Here is a 20646-nt window from a genome sequence, read left to right as displayed (position 1 = left end):
AGTTTCATGAAACGCAAAAAACTGGAAATGTTTGATGCTATTAACTATATATTAATCACGCTGATTTCGCTTGTCATGCTGTATCCGTTCTTGAATGTAGCCTCCGTGTCCATGAGCTCCTATCATGCCTATGTCAATAATCCGATGATGTTCTGGCCGCGGGATTTTAACTTGAAGGCATACTATGAAATCATGAAACAGGCCCTTTTATGGAGAAGCTATCTCAACACCATTATTGTAACGGTCAGCGGCGTAGGCATCGGCATTCTGCTTTATATCCTCACGGCATACCCCTTATCCAAGAAAGTTCTGAAGGGACGCAGGGTGATGATGCTGCTCATCATCTTTACCATGCTGTTTAACGGCGGACTTATTCCCAATTACTATTTGATGAGATCCCTAGGGCTGTTGGACACTTTGACGGCACTGGTTGTTCCCGCTCTTTTTACAGGCTTTAACCTGATTCTGATGAAGAATTTTTTTGAAGCCTTGCCGGAGGAGCTGGAAGAGGCGGCGCGCATCGATGGAGCCAGTGACCCCTTCATCTTATTCCGTATCGTGGTGCCGCTGTCCAAGCCGATTATTGCTACACTGTGTCTGTTTGCGGCTGTCGGGTACTGGAACAATTTCTTCAACGGCATTGTCTACATTCGCAGCAGCTTCAAATGGCCGCTGATGCTGTATTTGCGGGAGGTTATTGCCGGGGCGTCAGCTATGGCACGGGAAGGCAATGCTGCTGAGACGGGCGCCGAGCAATTGACCAGTGAAACCATCAAGTATGCCACTCTTATGCTAGTCATGGTTCCCATTCTTTGCGTGTACCCGTTTTTGCAGAAGTACTTTGTGAAAGGCATCATGCTGGGCTCTGTGAAGGGTTAGGCTGTGCATAGAAAAATCATCAGGAGGGGTTCAAATGATTGCTGGAAAGAAGATATTACTCTCTGCCTTGGCCGCCGCCATGGCGCTTGGCGCCACAGCTTGCGGAGACAGTGACAGCTCTACAGAAGAGAAGGAAAGTCCTGCTGCGGGAGCGACAAGCGCTGCTCCCAGTGCGCCTGCCGCGCCTGTAACAATCAACATCATGGGGAATTATGACAAACCCGAGTTGTCTGATTCGGATAAAAAGTTCATCGGTGAAATTGAGCAGATGAACAATGTGAAATTGAATTTTGAGATTCCTCCCGCTACCGGTTATAATGAAAGACTTCAACTCATGTTGGCTTCGGGAACGTATCCGGATGTGGTGTTCTTCCCCAATACCACAGACCAAAGCTTCCAGAATGCGGTCAAGGACGGCATTATCAAGCCTGTAAATGAATATTTAAAAAATGCTCCAAATTTGCAAAAATATACCTATCAATCCTCATGGGATCAATTGAGGGTCAACCAGGATGACAAGATTTACGGCATTCCGAGAACCTCCGTCATCCGGAATGATACCTTTTGGGTAAGAAAGGACTGGCTGGACAATATCGGCTTTGCCGTTCCCAAGGACAACGAAATTACCCTGGCGCAGTTTGAGGAGATCCTCAGGAAATTTACCACGGATGATCCCGACAAGAATGGGAAGAAGGATACGTACGGATATGTAGGCGCATACAATGCCCAGAAGGTACTGGATGTGATAGCTCCGGGGGCATTCGGCCTTACGGGATGGCAGAAGGCCTCCGGCGGGAATTATGAATACATGAATCCCATCTATGATCAATCGGGCAGCAAGTTCAAGAATGCGTTGACCTTCAGCGCCAAAATGTACACCAGCGGCTATTTTGACCCGGATTCCGCCACCAATGACGAAGCCAAGCAGCGTGAGCGCTTCTGGAGAGGTCTGGCGGGAGTCATGCCCGGCTTTGCCGGACACTATGGCTGGCATCTGGGTGAAATGCAGAAAAATATCCCTACGGCTGAGCTGACCTATCTATTCATAAAGGATGATGAGGGAAAGGTACAGGGAGGAACCCTTACCACCAGTCCCACCGGATTGTGGGGCTTCTGGGCCATAACCACTTCGGCCAAAAATCCGCAAAAAGTGATAGATGTGCTGGATTCCTATGTTTCCGATAAAATGTGGAACACTACGAATAGTGGATATGAAGGCGTGGATTATACCGTTGAAGGCGGCGTCAAAACGCCGGTAAAGGGAATGACAACATACGTTAGAAGAAACACCATGCGCCGGGCCAACGATATCAATTTCTTCTTCTCCGTTGATACCAAGGAAGAGATAAAAACGCTGGTGACACCATGGCTCCAAAAATCCCTGGAAACAGTAGTCCCGGCCAAGGATGTCGGATTCCTGCCTGAAGCGGGCAAGAAGCCTCTCTTCATGGATTATAAGAAGGTCTGGGATCAGACGGTGATGAAGATTATCATGGGGTCGGAGCCGGTATCCAAGTTTGATGAGCTTCTGACCGGATGGTACAAGAACGGCGGCGAGGATTATGTAAAGGAAATGAATACCTACATTAAGAAAATGGAAAGCTCCAAATAAAAACTGAGGAGGGCGCATAATGCCTTGCGCTCTCCTTGTTTTTGTCCAATAAGGTCTGGGGAGAATACGTGATTTTATGATACCTTATAAAATTGCCCAAAATGGAAGCTTTGGCTGCCAACGGCCGGTAGGGGCCGGCTATTATGATGCCGAAGCCAATAAAACCTTTGTGGTCTGGAACGGACCTGAAATGGATATCTATGTGCGGGCCTATTGCCACAGCGCCTGCTGTTGGGAGCGGAAAATTCGCGTGGTCTCCAACAGCATGACAGGAAGGTGGGATTATCATAATTATCCCGCGATGATCCAATCGCCTGATGGAAGGCCCCGCATCTACTATGCCAAACATGCCCATGAGCTTTACCAGCTGTCTGCTCCCCATCCCCATTCCCTGGAGGGAGAATGGACCAGAAGCACCATCAGCCAAAACCGCAATTGTTATCCTGCTCCTGTAACGGCGGGGGATGATATGCTGCTCTTCTACTCCTGCAATGACGACAACCGTTATCCTTATCGCACCTATCGGTTCATCAGATCGGGCGATAATGGGACCAGTTGGTCGGAGCCTGTCACCATTATCGACAGCGGCAGAAGCGATCCGGAGAAATTTGACGAGGTCTATATGTTTGGAACGGAATATGAGCCGGCCAATAGTGAGCATCAGGGGCGCATTCATCTGGCCTGGTCCATGTGGGGCGGTCCCCAGGGCCATGCCAGCCAGGGAAAAGGCTGCTTTTACGCCTCCCTGAATCTGTCCGAAGGGCATCTGTACAGTGCTGACGGCGCCGATCTTGGCGGCTGCCTTCAGTATGACGACATGATGACGCGCGGCCTGATCGAAACCGCCGTTCCCGGCGAAGGCTGGAGCCATACGGTGATGTGTCCCGTTGCCGTATATGATCCGATTGCAAAGATGCCCGTAGTGGCTTATGGATACAGAGATCAAGCTGCTCCTGAAGGAAAGGTGAGGGCGGCTGTATGGTCGGAAGGAGCCTGGTCTGTTCAGACGATTGACGATACAACCTTCGAGTTCCGCGATCTGGAATATGATGCCGCTTCAGGTACTCTCAGGCTGATATATCTGTCGGGGACAAGGCTTGTGGTTTGCCGGCGGGGGGAAAAGGAATGGATAAGGGAGGAAACTGTGGAAATTCCCTTTGAAAATGGGGCGGAATATGCGCCCTATGTGAATTTCATCCATGACCACCGCCCTGAGGTTCATGCAATACTTGGGCAAATCAATTGGGAAGAGGCGTTTACGGACTATACGGGCAAGTGGTCCATTTTGGCTGTGGGGGCGGCTGCTTGCTGCGGTAATTCCCCGGATGATGATTCCAGCGGAAAAGGAGAACAAGAGCATGAAGGGCAGTAGCGGGAATCTCGCTGATAGGTTGCTTCCGGCGCCGCTTGATGGCGGTTTTCGCATGGAAGGATATTGGGTGTGGTGCGGATCGGTGGTTCTCGGAGAGGACGGCCGCTATCATATGTTTGCTTCCCGTTGGCCGAAGAGTCTTCCCATGCATCCCGGCTGGCTGGTTTCATCGGAAATTGTCAGGGCCGTGTCTGTTTTCCCCGAGGGGCCGTATACCTTCCAAGAGGTAGTGCTGAAGCAAAGAGGGGCTGCCTGCTGGGACGGAAAAATGACGCATAACCCTCATATTGTCAAGCATGACGGGTGTTATCTGCTTTATTATACCGGCAGCACCTATGAGGGCAGCTGTTGCGGGGAAGGGGAAGCTCTGACACTGGAGGATACCCGGGTTCTTGCGGCCCGCTCCAACAAACGGATTGGACTTGCCGTCTCCAAAAGTGTATTTGGTCCTTGGGAGCGAATGGACCGCCCAATTTTGGAAACGCGTCCGGGAAAATTTGACAGTTTTCTAACCAGCAATCCGGCCCCCTGCGTCCACCCGGACGGCTCCGTGCTGCTGGTCTACAAAGGAAGAGGCCGCACAGGACCTGGCCTGGCCGACTTTGGAAGAATGAATTTCGGTGCAGCCAGGGCCAGTCATTACAGGAGCACGTATATCAGCCAAACCGATGCGCCTATTTTTCCTGAGGCGGAATGCCATTTAGAGGACCCGTTCATATGGCAGTCTGCAGAAGGGTACGAAATGATTGCCAAGGACATGGATGGGAGATGGTGCGGAGAAGCCCATGCAGGCATTCATGCCGTTTCGCCTAATGGATTGGATTGGAGACTGTGCGACCCGCCCCAGGCCTATTCCCGCAAAGTATTATGGGAGGATGGGGCCTACAGAGTAATGGGCAGTCTGGAACGGCCGTTTCTGTTGTTCCACAACGGTGTGCCCACACATCTTTTTGCCGCGACTGCGGACGGTCCGGGAGGATTCACAAATGCTTCCCGGACCTGGAATATGGTGATCCCTTTGAGACACTAACGTAATCGGCTTTTCGTTATAGACTGTTTGCGCCCCCATTCAAGCCAATGGGGGCTAATTATATTTATAGAGATATAAAGTTCACAAATTAGACACATATTTTTAAGCTTGCTTTCAGATTCCTTTAAGCTGTGTTTAGAGTTCAATACGTATATTGAATTTGCCTGTTTGTGCAGCAAAGATCTATCCATTCGAATATTTGGGGGGTAACCAAGTGTTAGAAGTGCGCGAGGTCAGCAAAATGTACGAAAACCAGCGCGGCGTCCGCCATATGGACTTCTCCATGAGCCGTGGGGAGATTGTCGGTTTTCTCGGGCCCAATGGAGCCGGGAAAACCACTACCATGCGGATGATCACCGGGTACTTGAACCCGACCAAGGGGCAAATCCTGGTTGACGGGCTGTCCATGTCGGAGCATCCGAAGAAGGCGCGCCGCAAAATCGGCTACCTGCCGGAAACGCCGCCGCTGTACCCGGAAATGTCGGTAGGCGCTTACCTGAAGTTTGTGGCCGACTTGCGGGATATTCCCGTTCGGGAGCAGAGAAACCGCATCGGGGAAGCGGTAGAGAAGCTGGGGCTGAAGGGGAGAGAGAAACAGATTATTAAAGGATTGTCCAAGGGCTACCGGCAGCGGCTGGGTTTGGCCCAGGCAATTCTGCATCAGCCCGACCTGTTGATCCTGGATGAGCCGACCTCCGGCCTTGACCCCAAGCAGATTATCGAGATCCGCCAGCTGATCAAGGAACTGGGAGAAAAGCATACCGTTCTGCTCAGCACCCATATTTTGCCTGAGGTCAACACCCTGTGCAACCGTGTCCTGATCATCAATCAGGGCCAGATTGTGATGGACGGCAACCCCGAGGAACTGAGCGGACAAATGGAAAACAAGTTCCAAGTTTCCCTGGAGATTAGAGGCGAGCGTGAGCATATCCTGAGGGAGCTGGCGCTGCTGCCCCAAGTGGAGGCAGTCAAGCTGCGGGAGGAAGCTCCCGCAGATGCCGGCGGCAGCCGCGAAACCTCGTCGCTCCTGGTCTCCGCCAGAGACCGCACGGATATTCGGGAAGCCATCTTCTTCCGGATGGCCGAGCTGGGACTTCCCATTCTTGAGATGAAGCGGGAGAACCTGAGCCTGGAGGATATCTTCCTGCAATTAACCAGCCAGGACCCCACGGTCATTGTCCGGGAGGACGGAGCCGGGGATAATGCCGGCGCTGAAGCGCCGCAGGCGGCAAAATCGGCTGAACCTGGCGCCGTCGGAGCAGCTGATGTCAAGGAAGCGGAAGCCGACGCAGAAGAAGGGGGCGGAAACCGTGCGTAGAATCTGGGCCATTTGCCGCAAGGAGCTTCAAATGTACTTTTATTCGCCGGTGGCGTATGTAGCGTTTGCCTTTTACTTTCTGCTGGCGGGTTTCTTTTTTGCCAATGATTTTCTTTCTTCCTTTACAGTGGATATGCGTCCGCTGATGTCCAATATGATTCTGTTCTACCTGTTCGTCATCCCCTTGTTGACCATGCGGCTGGTGTCGGAGGAACTGCGCCAGGGGACGGATGAGCTTCTGCTCACCTCGCCGGCCAGTCTGACCGAAATTGTGCTGGGCAAGTATATGGCCGCATTGCTGGTGCATTTCCTGCTGGTGGCCTTCAGCCTTCTGTATCCGGCGATTATGGGCACTTACGGTTCCTTGGATCGGCCGGTCCTGTGGCTGTCGTACCTGAGCCTGTTCCTGCTGGGGGCGGCCATGATGGCCGTTGGCCTGTTCTGCTCGTCCCTGTCGTCGCATCAGATGATTGCGGGCATCGCGGCGTTTGCCATGCTCCTGCTGCTCTGGGTCATCGATTGGCTGGGTTACAGCCTGTTTTCCTCGGCCCGCGACATCTTTGAGCAATTCTCCATTGTCCAGCGGCTGACCAATCTGCAGAAGGGAATTTTTGACCTGCCGGACGTGCTGTTTTACGTGACCATGGTAGCCATGTTCCTGGTTCTGAGTATTCAAGTGCTGGAGCGCAAACGCTGGAGATAAATCGCCAGAGCAGATGCTTACGATGCCAGTCTTGCCTCACGGCAAGACTCTTAGGAGGATACGACTGTGAAAAATTGGATCAAAGGCGCTAACGCCGCCATATTGTCGGTGGCGGTGGTGGGAATATTTATCCTGCTCACCATCTTCCTGCATTCCTTGAAGGGTGCCCAGTGGGATTTGACCGCCAACAAAAAATTTACTTTGTCCGACAAAACCATTACCACATTGAAAAACCTGAACCAGGATGTGCATGCCATCGCCTTCACCGATTCGGGCCAAGGGGTGGTCAGCCGCCAGATCAAGGACCTGCTGGATGAATACCAGAAACGCAGCAGCAAATTCACCTGGGAGGAAGTGGACCCCAAGAAGAATCCGTCCCTGGCGCAAAAGTATGAGATCGGCTCCTATGGCACCATCATTTTTGAGAGCGGCGACAAAACCAAAAGCGTCACCAGCTCCGAGCTGTTCGGCTACGGATCGCAGCAGACCACCTATACCTTCAGCGGGGAATCCAAATTCACCCAAGCGCTGGTGGATCTGACCTCCGGACAAAAGCATATCGCCTACGCCATCACCGGGCATAATGAGATGACCCTTTCGGATGCCTACACCTTCAGGAGCGGTCTGGAGAACGAGGGGATGGAAATCAAGGAGCTGAACCTGTACTCCGCCGGCGCCATTCCCGAGGATGCGGAAACCCTGATCATTCTGGCTCCCCAAAAGGACGCCACCGAGCAGGAAGCGACGCTGATCACCGATTTTGTCAAAAACAAGGGCAAGCTCTATATGGCGGTTGGTCTGGCCAAGGATATGGAGAAATGGACCAACTGGAACAAGGTATTGTCCGCAGTTGGGGTGCAGAATGACAACGCTCTGGTGGTGGAGTCCGCCAAGACTCTGTCCTCCAGTCCCTTGACCATCGTGCCCCAATACGGCTACCACGATATTGTCAGCAAGTTGGAGGAGCAGCGGGCCATTGTCGCCTTCCCGGCGGCTATGTCGCTGTCCACGGTGAAGGATTTTGCGGATTACAAGCTCAGCGCCCTGCTGCGGACCAGCGATGCGGGCTACGGCAAAAAGGATCTGGCGCCCTTTACCTCGACCAATACCCAATTGACCCAGGATTCCATCAAAAAAGTGGACGGTGATCTGACCGGCCCGCTGGATCTGGGGTATGCGATAACCACCCAGGACGACAAGCCCAAGGCTGTCGTCATCGGCAACGCCATGTTCCTGCGGGATGACTGGATCGCCGAGCAAAGCAACCGGGATTTCGCCCTGAACAGCGCCGGCTGGCTCAATGAGCAGAAGGATGTGGTGACCATCCGGCCCAGAGAAGAAGCCGCACCCGATCAGGTGTACATTACCGTCTCCAAGCAAAAGATGATCTTCTGGGGAACCATCGCCGTCTTCCCGCTGGCTTTCCTGGCGGCAGGGGGAGCTGTTTGGTGGAGGAGGAGAAAGGGATGAAGAAATTTCTGCCTACGCTGATCCTCTTGATCGTTCTGATCGGCGGTTATGCCTATGCCAAGAGCGAAAACTTCTTTAAGGAAGAGGTCAAAACGGATCAGGAGCTCTTTGCTGTCAAAAGCGCCGACGTGAAGGAACTGAAGCTGGGCACCGGAGAAACCACCGTACAGCTGAAGCGGACCGAAAACGGCTGGGAAATGACTGCGCCGGAGGCCTATCCGGTGGAGGCTTATGCTGCCGATGCTGTGGCAGACTCCTTTGGCACTGTGACAGTCAAAGGGGTGGTGGACGAAGCCCCCGCCAATTTGGGGGAATTCGGCCTGGCCGAGCCGCTGCAGCAGGTGGAGGCCGTGCTTGCGGATGGCAGCAAAAAGACGCTTCTCATCGGCAACCCCCTGCCGGTATCCGGCACCACCTACATTAAGACTGGGGACGCCAACACGGTTTATGAAGCGGACGACACCATGCTTGCCAACATCAGCAAAACCGCCGAGGATTTCCTGGATAAATCCGTGTTCAATGTGGAGTACGACAAGGTGAGCGCCATTGAGTTGGAGTGGAAAGGGGAAAAGTGGACCCTGACCAAATCCGATCCCGCCAAAAAAGCCTATGAATCCGCCTGGAAGCTGGGCGATAAGGAGCTGAAGCCGGAGGAGGGCAGCGGGGTGCTGGACCAGCTGATCTTCCTGTCTACGGACCGGCTGCCGAAAAAACGGGCGGAGGTGGACTGGACCGCTCCCGAGCTGAAGATGACCATTACCCAGACGGAGGGCGCTCCCGCAATATATGAAGGGAAAATCGACAACCAGCTGGTCCGGGTGGCCAAAACCGACGGCCCGTTCGCTTTTGCTCTTGGCGCATCCGATATGGATGCAGTAGCCGACAAGCTGAAGGAATTGCAAACCGCGGAGGCGGCCGCCGAGGCCAGCCCGTCCCCGGCCAGCGCATCTCCTTCTCCAGCCGGACAATAAGATAACAATGCCGTCTCGGGCGTGTGCAAACGTTCCCGGGCGGCGGGAATAAGGCAGCAGCAGCCGGGATTCCGCCTCAAGGCGGGTCCCGGCTGTTTTTTTATTGCAGGCGGCCGGTTCCGGCATTAATTTCTTATGCGAATCTCATGCGAATGTATGTTTCCTGCCCGCCAATGGGATATAATGGAGGTAATGAGGGACTGTCTTAGAACCCGCTAAAGGAGCATCTTTCACCACCTTTTCGCCCCCTGCTTCGTTACTTTCGTTTGACGTACCCCCGGTACGCCTGCACAAAAGTGCCTTGCATGGAACGAAACTTCGGCAAAATCTGCTGCCTTCGGAGTTCCAAGACAGCCCCTAGGAAAGGGGGGCGTGGTTATGCTGCATATCACCAATGGGGATGCGGTGGCGGAAAAGCTGCGGAAGGCCGGGATAGAGGGAACCGTTCTTCCGTGGCGGGAGGATTATACGGAGGGGCCGGTGGCCCCGCAGATGGACGGGCCTGCCATCCGGCAGCAGCGCGGAGTTTACCTGGAGGAGGCGTACGGCATCCCGCAGGCGCTGTACGCCGAAACCTGCGGCGCACAGGAGGCGGCGCTGGCTCAAGCCGCCGCCCAAGGCGAAGAGATCGTGCTCTGGATGGAGCACGATCTCTTCGATCAAACGATGCAGGCCTTCCTGCTGCATCGTCTGGCTCACCTGGAGGCGGAGGGCGCTGCCCCTCCTCTCCGCCTCCAGCTTGTTACCATCGGCTCGTATCCGGGGATCGAGCCGTTTCACGGGCTGGGCCAGCTCACCGCGGAGCAGCTGGCCGGGCTCTACCCGGGGCGGCGCCCCGTTTCCGCAGAAGCGCTGGCGCTGGGCCGCCGGGCCTGGGAGGCCTACGCCTCCCCCGACCCCCGGTCGGTGGAAGCGTTGCTCCAGGCCGATACGGCGGCGTTGCCCTTTCTGCGGGAGGCCTTTGCCGCCCATCTCGCCCGCTTCCCGTCCGTGGCAGACGGACTGGGGCTGGTAGAGCGCGCGGCGCTTCAGGCCGTCAGCGCCGGAACCCACCACCTGCTGCCGCTGTTTACGGCAGCAACCCATCCGCATCCCCTCTTGGGCATCGGGGATTTGGCCTTTTGGGCCTATCTGCGGCGGATGAGCAGCGGTGCTGCGCCCTTGATCCGGCTCAGCATCCCGGATGAGCTGCCCCGCTACGGAGACGCCGGGCCGCTGCCCGGCATTACCGTCCACCTGACCCCGGACGGGCAGGATGTGCTGGCAGGCAAGGCGGATTACGTCAAGCTGGGCGGGGTGGAGCGGATTTTGGGCGGCGTGCATCTGACCGGCCAAGAGGTTTGGCGCTGGGACGCGGACGGCCAACGGCTGGTGCCTACCCCTCCTCCCAGCCGCACAGGGCCAACAGCCGGTTGACCGGGTGCTTCAGCCCGAACAGGCGGGGTTCATTTTCCTCGGAGAAGAAGAGAATATACGGCTCCCTGTCTGCCGGAAGAAACAGATACGCTTCCGCGGCCAGGGCAAAAAATCCCCGCTGGCGGATCTCCACTGCAGGCTGCAAGGGAAAGTGCAGAACCGTGCCGTCAGGGGGATCGATCCGGAAGGTTCCCGCAGAGCCGGAAGCGGACTGGGCCAGCTTGCGGAGCTCCTGCTGCATCTCCGCCGTTATCGGAATCCGGTCCGTCACCTGGCCCTTTTTCACATCAAACCGTTCGATCTGCGCCTGCCCGGCGGGGGCAGGTGCAGGGGGCGCGGCAAATCCCGCCGACAAGAGCAGAACAGCTGCAGCTGCAGCCGGAATCAGGAAGCGGAGCCAAGGGAAATAACGGGCGCGCGCATCATCGGACATAACAGCCCTCCATTCTTTTGCTAAAGAGACATAATGGGGCTTTACCCAAAAACCCTGAGGATAGTATTCCCCATCCTCTGCCACATAGCAAAAACTCCCGCCGCGAAATTCCGCAAGGGGAGTCTTTTAGATCGGGTGTGCATGTTCACAGCGCCAGCGCGATGTCTTCGATTTCCGTCAGTCTTACGGTTTCCACAACCTTCCGGTCTACATCGTACACGGTAACTGTGCCTACATCGGCGTCGTGACTGACAATTTTGCAGGCAATGTCCAGGAACTTGCCCTTGCCTTTGAGCGCCTTCAGGCGGATCAGCTTGTTCTCCTTCTTCCACCGGGAGAGGTCCTCCAGCATCGACATCATCATTTGGGAGGACTCGGCATTTTTCGGTGCCGGCGGCGCAGGTGCAGGCGCAGGCTTCGGGGCAGCTGCGGCCGATTTGCTTGCCGCTGAAGCATCCTTCGGAGCGGAGCGTTGGACAGACGGGGCCGGGGAAGCGCTGGGAGCCGCATTTTGTTGGGAGGCGCTTTCTTTTTCCTGCCACAAATATTTTTTGATTCGCTTGGTATATGCAAGGTAAGCCAGAAGCTCCTTGACGACGTAATCTTCCCCCTCTTCAATGTCAATTTCCAATAATATCGTCTTGGGCATCGGATTCTTCCCCTTCACGAAGAGACTATTAACCTACGACTTAATGCTTCCTTATATCCAATATAGCATAGTTAATCTTGAAATTGTGGAAAGAGTTGTGCAACCAAAGACCCATTTGACACCCTGTGCAGCCTCCCGTAGACTTGAAAGAGAGAAGCGGCCTTTTGTTAGGGCATGTCTGAAAACCCGCTTGAGGGCATCTTTCACGCCTTTTCGCCCCGAGCTATCGCTACTTCCGCTTGACGTACCCCGGTACGCCTTCACGAAAGTGCCTCGCCTGGAACGAAAATTCGGCCCAATCCCCTCGGAGTTGTCAGACACGCCCTAGGCGGCAGGAAGGGGTTTCCCATGCAAGAGTCTTTTACCCGTTGGCGCCATATCTTCAAGCTGGACCCCGACAAGGATCTGTCCGACGAGGCGTTGGACAAGCTGTGCCGGTCCGGTACGGATGCCTTTGTCATTGGCGGTTCCTCCGGCGTCACGTATGATAATACTTCGTCTCTCTTGGAGCGTATCCGGCGGTATCCGGTGGTCTGCGCCCTGGAAATTTCTACGGATGAGGCGCTGGTCCAAGGGTTTGACTGGTACCTGGTTCCTTCGGTGCTCAATACGGCCCGCGGAGAATGGATTACCGGCCGCCACCAGCAGGTGCTTGCGTCTGCGGAGCCGTATATGGACTGGAGCCGGGTTGCCGCGGAGGGTTATGTGATTCTTAATGAACAATCCACTGCCGCTAAGCTTACCGGCGCAGTGAAGCCGGAGGCCTTGGAGGATTTTTTGGCCTATGCGGCATTGGGGGACAAGCTTTTCCGCGTTCCAATTTTTTATGTGGAGTACAGCGGCGTCTTCGGCAACATGAATTGGGTCCGGCGAGCTAGAGAACGGCTGATCTCCGCCCGCCTGTTTTACGGGGGAGGCATTGACGGTCCGGAACGGGCCCGGCAGGCTGCCGAGGCCGCCCATACTATAGTAGTAGGCAATGCGGTTTACCAGAACCTCTCCGGCGCGCTGGCTACCGTGGAGGCGGTGCGGCGTTTGGATGGCGCCTCCCCAAGCGGCGCAGCGGGTGGTTATCTTTAAATAGACAGGATGGAATGTGATGAGCTTTTCAATGAATATCGAGCAGGCGGTTCGTTCGCTTAATTCCCCGCAGCAGAAGGCGGTGCAGACTGTAGACGGTCCTCTCCTTATTATGGCCGGCGCGGGCTCCGGCAAAACCCGGGTGCTGACCCACCGGATCGCCTATCTGATCGCCACCGGCAAGGCTGCGCCATGGAGCATATTGGCCATTACCTTTACCAACAAGGCGGCCCGGGAGATGCAGGAGCGGGTGGAGAAGCTGGTGGGCCCCTCCGCCAGAGATATCTGGGTGTCCACCTTCCACTCCATGTGCGTCAAAATTTTACGCCGCGACATTTCCCGAATCGGCTTTTCCTCCAACTTCTCCATTCTCGATTCGTCCGACCAGTTGTCCGTCATTCGGACCTGCATGAAGGAATTGAATTACGACACCAAGAAGTTCGAGCCCAAGGCGGTTCAGGCAGCTATCGGCAACGCCAAAAATGAGCTGATCACGCCGGAGCGGAAGGAAGCGCTGATCGGGGACTATTTTGATGGTATTGTCGCCAAGGTGTACAAGCTCTATCAGAAAAAGCTGAAGGCCAACAACTCCCTGGACTTTGACGATTTGATCATGACCACCATTCAGCTCTTCAGAGAGGTTCCCGAGGTGCTGGACTATTACCAGAACAAGTTCCAGTACATCCATGTGGACGAATACCAGGACACCAACCGGGCCCAATATATGCTCTGCAAAATGATTGCCGACAAGCATCACCGCATCTGCGTGGTGGGTGACAGCGACCAGTCCATTTACCGCTGGCGGGGGGCGGATATTACCAATATCCTGAACTTCGAGGAGGATTATCCTGAAGCCGCCACGATTCTCTTGGAGCAGAACTACCGCTCCACCACCACGATTCTGAACGCCGCCAACAAGGTGATCGCCAACAACACGGGGCGCAAGTCGAAGAATTTGTGGTCGGACAAGGGCGAAGGAGCCAAGATCCAGGTCTACCAGGGGGATTCCGAGCACGAGGAAGGCTATTATGTGGTTTCGCAGATCAAGAAGGGTCTCTCCCAGGGTCGGAAATACCGGGATTACGCCATTCTGTACCGGACCAATGCCCAATCCCGGGTGATCGAGGAAATTCTCATTAAATCCGAGGTGCCCTACCAGATTGTCGGCGGCATCAAGTTCTATGACCGCAAGGAAATCAAGGATATTCTCGCTTATCTGCGGCTGATCTCCAATCCCGACGACGATATCAGCCTGCGGCGGATTATCAATGTGCCCAAGCGGGGCATCGGGGATACCACGGTGGAAAAGCTGGCCGAGGCCGCAGCCCGTCAAGGTATTTCCATGTTTGCCATGCTGGGGGACTTGGACGGCGTGGATGTGGGGGCCAAGGCCAAGAATACCCTGCGGGACTTCTATGAAATGGTGACTAATCTCCACCGGATGCTGGAATACTTATCCGTGACGGAGCTGACGGAGAAGACCCTGGAGCTCACCGAATACAAGCTGGAGCTGATCCGGGAGAATACGTTGGAATCCACGGCCCGTTTGGAAAATATCGATGAGTTTCTCTCCGTTACCCTGGAATTCGAGAAGCGCAATGAGGACAAGTCCCTGGTGTCCTTCCTGACCGACCTGGCCCTTATTGCCGATATCGATACCATGGACCGGGCTGAGGAGGCGGGCGGCGGCGATGCCGTTGTGCTGATGACCATGCACAGCGCCAAGGGACTGGAGTTTCCCGCCGTGTTCATTGTGGGGATGGAGGAGAATATCTTCCCCCACAGCCGCGTCCAAAACAGCAACGAGGAGCTGGAGGAGGAGCGTCGTTTGGCCTATGTGGGCATCACCCGGGCGGAGCAGGAGCTGTACCTGACCTGCGCCCGGATGCGGATGCTGTTCGGCCGCACCAGCGCCAATGCGCCCTCCCGGTTCCTGAAGGAGCTGCCCCGGGAGTGCATCGAGGATGCCGCCGCCGCAGCGCGGACGGCCCGCGAAGGCTTCGGCCGCCCCGCCTTCGGAGGGGGCGGCTACAGCGAGCGCCGCAACAGCGGCGCTTCCGCCGCCGGTTATGGCGGCGGAGCACCCGCGCCCGGCGCGGCGGCAACCGGCCGCGGCAGCCTTTTCGGCGGCGGCCGGGCCACAGGCGCCTCTGCCGGTGCGGGCGCCGGAGGGATGGCCGCGGCACGTTCCGCGGCGGCGGCCGGCGCTGCCGGCGGAGCCAATCCCGCCGACTTCGGCGTCGGCGACAAGGTTGCCCACAACAAGTGGGGAACCGGTGTTGTGGTGGCGGTCAAAGGCTCCGGCGACGACACGGAGCTGCAGATTGCTTTTCCCGCGCCGGTGGGGGTCAAGCGGCTCCTGGCCAAGTTCGCCCCGATCACCAAGCAGTCATAGGGAAACCGCTTTGTTCATATAGGATTGAATGGGGGGGGAGGCCTCGGCCTGCTCTGGGCCCCCTGTGTGTTAGAATATGTGCGTTCGGACTGCTTAGAGACTGTCAAGAAATAAAGTACCGCTAATTTGCTGACAAAACTCCCTAAAACCGGGGAGATTTTGTCAGCAAAAGCGGGTACTAATTTCCTGACAGCTCCTTACGGATTGCGGAACTCAGCGGCGCTTAAATGCAGAATCCGGTGTATTTTCGATTTTAGCGGAACTTATCCGCCCTTATTGCCTGAATTGGCGGCCAAACGGCTGTCCATAGCCCGGGTAAGGGTTTCTGAGTTCCGTTTAGCACACAGAAGAGGCGGATTTAGGCGCGTAAGAGCTTCTGAGTTCCGTAACCAATAGACCAAGCAGACAAACGATTCCGAGCGTGTAAGTTAGCAGAAGCGGATTTCCGCCGAAAGGATGATTGCCGCATGACCGTTGAAGAAACCTCCCGGGAACCGCTGGCCCGCATGGAGCAGCTGATTGAAGAGCTCAATCGGATGGCCCATGAATACTACACCTTGGACGCTCCTTCCGCAAGCGATGCGGAATATGATGCTCTTTATGATCTGCTGATGAAGCTGGAGCAGGAGACGGGGCTGGTGCTGCCCCATTCCCCCACCCGGCGGGTAGGCGGCGAAATCCTCAAGGGCTTTGCGCCCCACCGCCATCTGGCCAAGCTTTGGAGTCTGGATAAGGCGCAGACCGAAACGTCGCTTCTGGCTTGGCACACCCGGGTAAAAAAGCTGGTGGACCAGTACAACCAAGCCAATCCGGACAATCCGCTGCCAGAGCCGTCCTTTGCCTTGGAGCTGAAGTTTGACGGATTGACCTTGAACCTGACTTACCAAAACGGCGAGCTGGTTCAGGCCTCTACCCGGGGCAACGGCCAGGTGGGCGAAGGGATTTTGGCCCAGGTGAAAACCATCCGTTCGGTGCCGCTGCGCATTCCCTTTAAGGAGGGCACCCTGGAGGTTCAGGGCGAGGGCATTATGTTCCTGTCCGTCCTGGAAAAGTACAACCAGACAGCAGCGGAGCCGCTGAAGAACGCCCGGAATGCCGCAGCCGGAGCGCTGCGGAACCTGAATCCCAAGACTACGGCGGAACGCCGTCTGGATGCGTTCTTTTACAATATCGGCTATGCGGAAGGCGTCGGGTTCACCGATCACAGGGAAATGACCGAGTTTCTGAAAGCCAATCACTTTAAGGTGAACGGCTGGACCCGGTATTGCAGCACTATAGATGAGGTCATGGAGGAGCTGCGGAAAGTAGCCGGGGAGCGGAACAGCTTTGATTTTCTCATCGACGGCATTGTGATTAAAGTGGCCGACCTGCGCACCCGGGAGGTGCTGGGATATACGGACAAGTTCCCGCGTTGGGCCATTGCCTATAAGTTTGAGGCGGAGGAAGCGGTCACCACCCTGCTCTCGGTGAGCTGGGAGCTGGGCCGGACCGGCAAGCTGACTCCGGTGGCCAAGGTGGAGCCTGTTGAGCTGGCCGGGGTGACGGTGCAGAACTGCACCCTGAACAATCTGGGTGATATTGAGCGCAAGGGCTTGCAGCGGGGCCTGGGAACGCTGGTTTATATCCGCCGCTCCAATGATGTAATTCCTGAGATTCTCGGCAAGGTTACGGAGGAGGAGGAAGGGGAGGAGATCGCCGCCCCCGAAGCCTGCCCTGCTTGCGGAACGGAGCTGGAATGGCGCGGCGCTCATCTTTTCTGCCCCAACAAAACCGGTTGCCGGCCTCAGCTGATTGGACGGATCGCTCATTTTGCCTCCCGGGACGCCATGGATATTGAGACCTTCAGCGAAAAAACCGCGGAGCAGCTCTATGATGAGCGGGGTGTCCGCGATCCCGCCGATCTGTATGAGCTGACGCTGGAGCAACTGGTGACGCTGGAGCGCTTCGGCGAGAAGAAGGCCCGCAACCTTCTGGATGCCCTGGAAAAGAGCAAAGGGCGGGAGCTGGAGTCTTTCCTGTTTGCTTTGGGCATCCCCAATACCGGCAAAACCACCACCAAGGTGCTGGCGGATCATTACCGCTCCCTTGAAGGAGTAATGGCGGCTACTGCGGAGGAACTGCAAGAGCTGCCGGATATCGGCGGGATTGTGGCGGAAAGTATCGTGACCTTCTTCAATGATCCGCTGATGCGCGCCAGCATCGACAAGATGCTTCGCCTGGGCGTGTCTCCCCATGCGCCGGAGCGGGCTCCTGAAGCTGCTGCGGGTAAGGAAGGCTTCTTCTACGGCAAAACGGTGGTGCTGACAGGCACCCTGCCAACCCTTTCCCGGGATGAGGCGGGCAAGCTGTTGGAGGCCGCCGGGGCCAAGGTAACCGGCAGTGTTTCCAAAAAAACCGATGTGGTCATTGCCGGAGAAGCCGCAGGCAGCAAGCTGAACAAAGCCCAGGAGCTGGGTATCCGAATTATCGACAACGAGGATGAGCTGCGCCAACTGCTGGGCTGATAGAGCTGCAACGGCGGGCGGCTGTTTGAAAGAAGATGCAATGCGGGAGGCTGTCCGAAAGCTGCAAGCTCTCGCGGAAAAGGCTAACGAATCTAGGTATCGCTATTTGACTATAGGTGGGCATGTTTGAAATCTAACGAATCGTAGGATCGCTATTTGTCCGAATTTGCGCCGAAAGGCGTTCAAGCAGGCGAATAGCGCGATATAGATTCGTTAGATTTTTTTTCATGCCCGTTTTCGCTAAATAGCGCGATATAGATTCGTTAGCCAGATTCTGCTTGTCCTCAGACGAATGCTTCCGAAGCTGGTTTTCCTCCAGAACCCCCTTTACCTCCCGGTCCTTTCTACCGAAATATGGATTCACCTTGGCGTACTTTTCGGACAGCCCCTTTTGTGCGTCCGGGGCGGCTGGAAAAGTCTTTGGCGAAGCAGGTTGACAGCTTGGATGTCTGCATACTACACTATGTAGTAAAGTGAGGAGGCGGAAAGATGCGGATCAACCGGATCAACGTGAACGACGAGGGGCTGAACCGGTTTTTTGGACCTTTGGAGGCGAGAATCATGGAGCTGCTGTGGTCCTCCGGAGAGCTGAGCATCCGCGAGGTGCAGTCGGTGTTAAGCCGGGAGGAGCCCATTTCGGTAAACGCGGTGATGACCGTCATGAACCGCCTGCTCAAAAAGGGACATCTGGCCAAAGCGGCGGACAGGGCGGGCCGGGACAGGGGCGCCACCTTCAAGCCGTCGCTGACCAAGGAGCAATTTCTTGATGAGCAGATGAGAGCCGTCTCCCAGGGGCTTGTTCAGGAGTATGGGGACCTGATCGTCACCCATATGATTGACGCCCTGGAGGGGGCCGACCCTGGCATTGTAGCCAGACTGGAGCAAAAAATCAACGAAATGAAGCGGGGAAAAGCATGATGAGCCCTCTGGCAAAGGTGAGAGTCAGCTATGGGCTGACTGTGCTGCTGGTTGCGGCTGTTGCAGGGTGGATGAGCGGGACTGTTGCTTTGGAAACCGTTGGCGGCGCATGGGGTGCCGGATGTGCCTCTGGCCTCATGCTGGGTTTATTGATATATAGCTGCGGCCGGATGCTGCTGCGTATCCTGAAGCAATGGCGTCTTACCGTAAAAGGTCTGCGCCTGTTCCATTCCTGCCTCCACCGCGGATGGACAGAGCGGCTTCAAGAGGAGTACCGGGCATGGCATACAGAGATTCTTGTGGTGCGCGACAAGGGGGTTGTGGGGCTTACTATCGGTCTATTTCGCCCCCGCATCATCCTGTCCACCGGGACGCTTGCGCAATGCTCTGCCGAAGAAGTGAAGGGAATTTTGCTGCATGAGCTTCACCATTGCCGGAAGCGGGACAATCTGAAGCTGTTTCTTTTAACGCTTTTGGCCGAGTCCTTCTTTTATTTGCCGGTGATCAAGCCGGTTCTTGCTTATGTACATACCTGGCAGGAGCTGTTTGCCGACAGCTTTGCCATCCGGCAGATGGGGACATCCCTGCATGTGGGGGCGGTGCTGCTTAAGCTGGCCGGAGGAGCGGGGACTCCTGAATATGGAGCTGCCCTTCAATTTGCGGGAACGGCGCTTGATTACCGGATGCTTCAGGTGATCAGCCCGGAAGAAGAGGTGCAGGTGCCTTTGAAGCTGCAGCGGCCGTTTCTTGTTACCTGCTGTTTTCTGCTGCTGCTGATGGTGGGCGGGAGCTCGTAAACAAATTTTTTTGGATGAAGATACTACATTGTGTAGTAAAGTGGCCGGTGTTTTTTTACATACGGAGGGAGAGAAGGCAATGAGAGTGGTGCTGTTTCACATTGGGGATTTTCCGGTGCGTTCTTATGGGCTTGTTGTAGTTCTGGCTGTTCTGCTGGCGATGGGGGTAGCTTTGTTTCTGGCCAAAGGAACGCCGTACCGGGACCATATCCCGAATTTGATGCTTTACGTCATGGCGGGAGCCATTGTGATGGCGCGGGTATGGCATGTATTCTTCTTTCAATGGGGATACTACTCCCGTCATTGGGGGGAAATTCTGCAGGTATGGAACGGAGGTTTGTCCATTCAGGGCGCTCTTGCGGGAGGGGGGCTGGCAGCTGTTCTGTACGCCCGCAGAAACCGGCTTTCCTTTTTGGAGCTGGCCGATCTATTGGCTCCTGCAGTTATTTTGGGGCAGGGCATTGGGCGTGTCGCCTGCTTTCTTAATGGGGATGCCTTCGGATCGCCAACGGGCACAGGGTTCGGCATTGTATACCCTCCGGGCACGATTGCCTTCGATACCTATGGCGCTGTGCCGCTTTGGCCCGCGGAGGTCTGGGAGGGACAATGGGATATTATTGTGTTTGCTTTGCTGGTTGTGTTCAAGTCCTACAAATGGCCAAAAGGCTGCTTGTTTGCGGTGTATGCCATTCTGTATTCCGTCGGGCGGTTTATGCTGGAATATCTCCGGGGGGATTCGCCTCGCTACGCTTTCGGTTGGACGGCGGGACAGTGGACCAGCGCGGGCGCGGCGGCAGTCGGAGTGGGGTTTATTTTATACGCGGCTGTATCCTTATATATACTCCGAAAAAAAGTTGAAACAAAGTGTTGACTTTTAAAAAACAGTCTGGTAGTATATCTTCTTGTGACGACGCGATAACGTCGAAAGATGCGGTCAAGCAAGTCGCACAAAGTTCCTTGAAAACTGAACAAATGACATGTTTTTTAATCAGCCAAACGTTTGAAACATTGAGCTATCGGCTCTAATATAAGGGCCCTTCGGGACCACTTTTATGGAGAGTTTGATCCTGGCTCAGGACGAACGCTGGCGGCGTGCCTA

At 55.6% G+C, this 20646-nt stretch carries 17 protein-coding genes; 15 read left to right on the top strand and 2 right to left on the bottom strand.

Annotated features, from left to right (window positions below; all coding sequences use genetic code 11):
- Positions 1-6: 6 nt before the first annotated feature.
- From DQG13_RS08125 to DQG13_RS08085, 9 genes are all read left to right on the top strand, one after another.
- Positions 7-879 (top strand): carbohydrate ABC transporter permease, encoded by an 873-nt coding sequence (locus DQG13_RS08125; RefSeq protein ID WP_113019265.1) that lies wholly within the window; start codon positions 7-9, stop codon positions 877-879.
- Positions 880-913: 34 nt separating this feature from the next.
- Complete coding sequence (locus tag DQG13_RS08120) at positions 914-2491, top strand: type 2 periplasmic-binding domain-containing protein (protein WP_113019264.1); 1578 nt, start codon at positions 914-916, stop codon at positions 2489-2491.
- 76 nt (positions 2492-2567) lie between these two features.
- Complete coding sequence (locus DQG13_RS08115) at positions 2568-3863, top strand: BNR-4 repeat-containing protein (protein WP_113019263.1); 1296 nt, start codon at positions 2568-2570, stop codon at positions 3861-3863.
- A gap of 52 nt (positions 3864-3915) precedes the next feature.
- On the top strand, positions 3916-4893 hold the full coding sequence (locus DQG13_RS08110; RefSeq protein ID WP_258525536.1) for a glycoside hydrolase family protein: 978 nt from the start codon (positions 3916-3918) through the stop codon (positions 4891-4893).
- Between the two features lie 214 nt (positions 4894-5107).
- Entirely contained in the window at positions 5108-6211 is a 1104-nt protein-coding gene (locus DQG13_RS08105) for an ABC transporter ATP-binding protein (protein ID WP_113019261.1), read from the top strand.
- The gene (locus tag DQG13_RS08100) at positions 6204-6914 is read left to right on the top strand and encodes an ABC transporter permease (RefSeq protein WP_181592644.1); all 711 of its coding nucleotides are present in this window, start codon (positions 6204-6206) and stop codon (positions 6912-6914) included. The genes DQG13_RS08105 and DQG13_RS08100 overlap by 8 nt, the downstream gene beginning before the upstream one ends.
- A 66-nt stretch (positions 6915-6980) precedes the next feature.
- Complete coding sequence (locus DQG13_RS08095) at positions 6981-8384, top strand: GldG family protein (RefSeq protein WP_113019260.1); 1404 nt, start codon at positions 6981-6983, stop codon at positions 8382-8384.
- Positions 8381-9355: a DUF4340 domain-containing protein gene (locus DQG13_RS08090; RefSeq protein WP_113019259.1), complete on the top strand. Its 975-nt coding sequence runs from the start codon at positions 8381-8383 to the stop codon at positions 9353-9355. Before DQG13_RS08095 ends, DQG13_RS08090 begins: the two co-directional genes overlap by 4 nt.
- Before the next feature lie 378 nt (positions 9356-9733).
- Positions 9734-10771, top strand: coding sequence for a DUF1835 domain-containing protein (locus tag DQG13_RS08085; protein WP_113019258.1), 1038 nt, complete (start codon positions 9734-9736; stop codon positions 10769-10771).
- Here DQG13_RS08085 and DQG13_RS08080 read toward each other — a convergent pair.
- Both DQG13_RS08080 and DQG13_RS08075 read right to left on the bottom strand, forming a co-directional pair.
- The gene (locus DQG13_RS08080) at positions 10731-11204 is read right to left on the bottom strand and encodes a hypothetical protein (RefSeq protein WP_113019257.1); all 474 of its coding nucleotides are present in this window, start codon (positions 11202-11204) and stop codon (positions 10731-10733) included. The genes DQG13_RS08085 and DQG13_RS08080 overlap by 41 nt on opposite strands.
- 145 nt (positions 11205-11349) lie before the next feature.
- The gene (locus tag DQG13_RS08075; RefSeq protein WP_113019256.1) at positions 11350-11853 is read right to left on the bottom strand and encodes a hypothetical protein; all 504 of its coding nucleotides are present in this window, start codon (positions 11851-11853) and stop codon (positions 11350-11352) included.
- A 348-nt stretch (positions 11854-12201) separates the two neighbouring features.
- Between DQG13_RS08075 and pcrB the strand changes: the two genes are divergently transcribed.
- The 6 genes from pcrB (at position 12202) to lgt (ending at position 20418) form a co-directional block, all read left to right on the top strand.
- Positions 12202-12933, top strand: coding sequence for a heptaprenylglyceryl phosphate synthase (pcrB, locus tag DQG13_RS08070; protein ID WP_113019255.1), 732 nt, complete (start codon positions 12202-12204; stop codon positions 12931-12933).
- Positions 12934-12952: 19 nt separating this feature from the next.
- Positions 12953-15328 carry a DNA helicase PcrA gene (gene pcrA / locus DQG13_RS08065; protein WP_113019254.1) on the top strand — a complete coding sequence of 792 codons (2376 nt, stop codon included), beginning with the start codon at positions 12953-12955 and terminating at the stop codon, positions 15326-15328.
- Between the two features lie 467 nt (positions 15329-15795).
- On the top strand, positions 15796-17832 hold the full coding sequence (ligA, locus tag DQG13_RS08060) for an NAD-dependent DNA ligase LigA (RefSeq protein ID WP_113019253.1): 2037 nt from the start codon (positions 15796-15798) through the stop codon (positions 17830-17832).
- Between the two features lie 489 nt (positions 17833-18321).
- A complete protein-coding gene (locus tag DQG13_RS08055; RefSeq protein ID WP_113019252.1) occupies positions 18322-18750 on the top strand; it encodes a BlaI/MecI/CopY family transcriptional regulator in 429 nt (142 codons plus the stop codon).
- Complete coding sequence (locus DQG13_RS08050; protein ID WP_113019251.1) at positions 18747-19547, top strand: M56 family metallopeptidase; 801 nt, start codon at positions 18747-18749, stop codon at positions 19545-19547. Before DQG13_RS08055 ends, DQG13_RS08050 begins: the two co-directional genes overlap by 4 nt.
- A gap of 79 nt (positions 19548-19626) precedes the next feature.
- Complete coding sequence (gene lgt, locus DQG13_RS08045; protein ID WP_113019250.1) at positions 19627-20418, top strand: prolipoprotein diacylglyceryl transferase; 792 nt, start codon at positions 19627-19629, stop codon at positions 20416-20418.
- Positions 20419-20646: the final 228 nt, after the last annotated feature.

The organism is Paenibacillus sp. YN15, from assembly GCF_003285005.1.
Taxonomy (GTDB): Bacteria; Bacillota; Bacilli; order Paenibacillales; family NBRC-103111; genus Paenibacillus_AR.
Note: the sequence above shows the minus strand (reverse complement) of the source record. Positions and strands in the feature narration are given on the sequence as shown.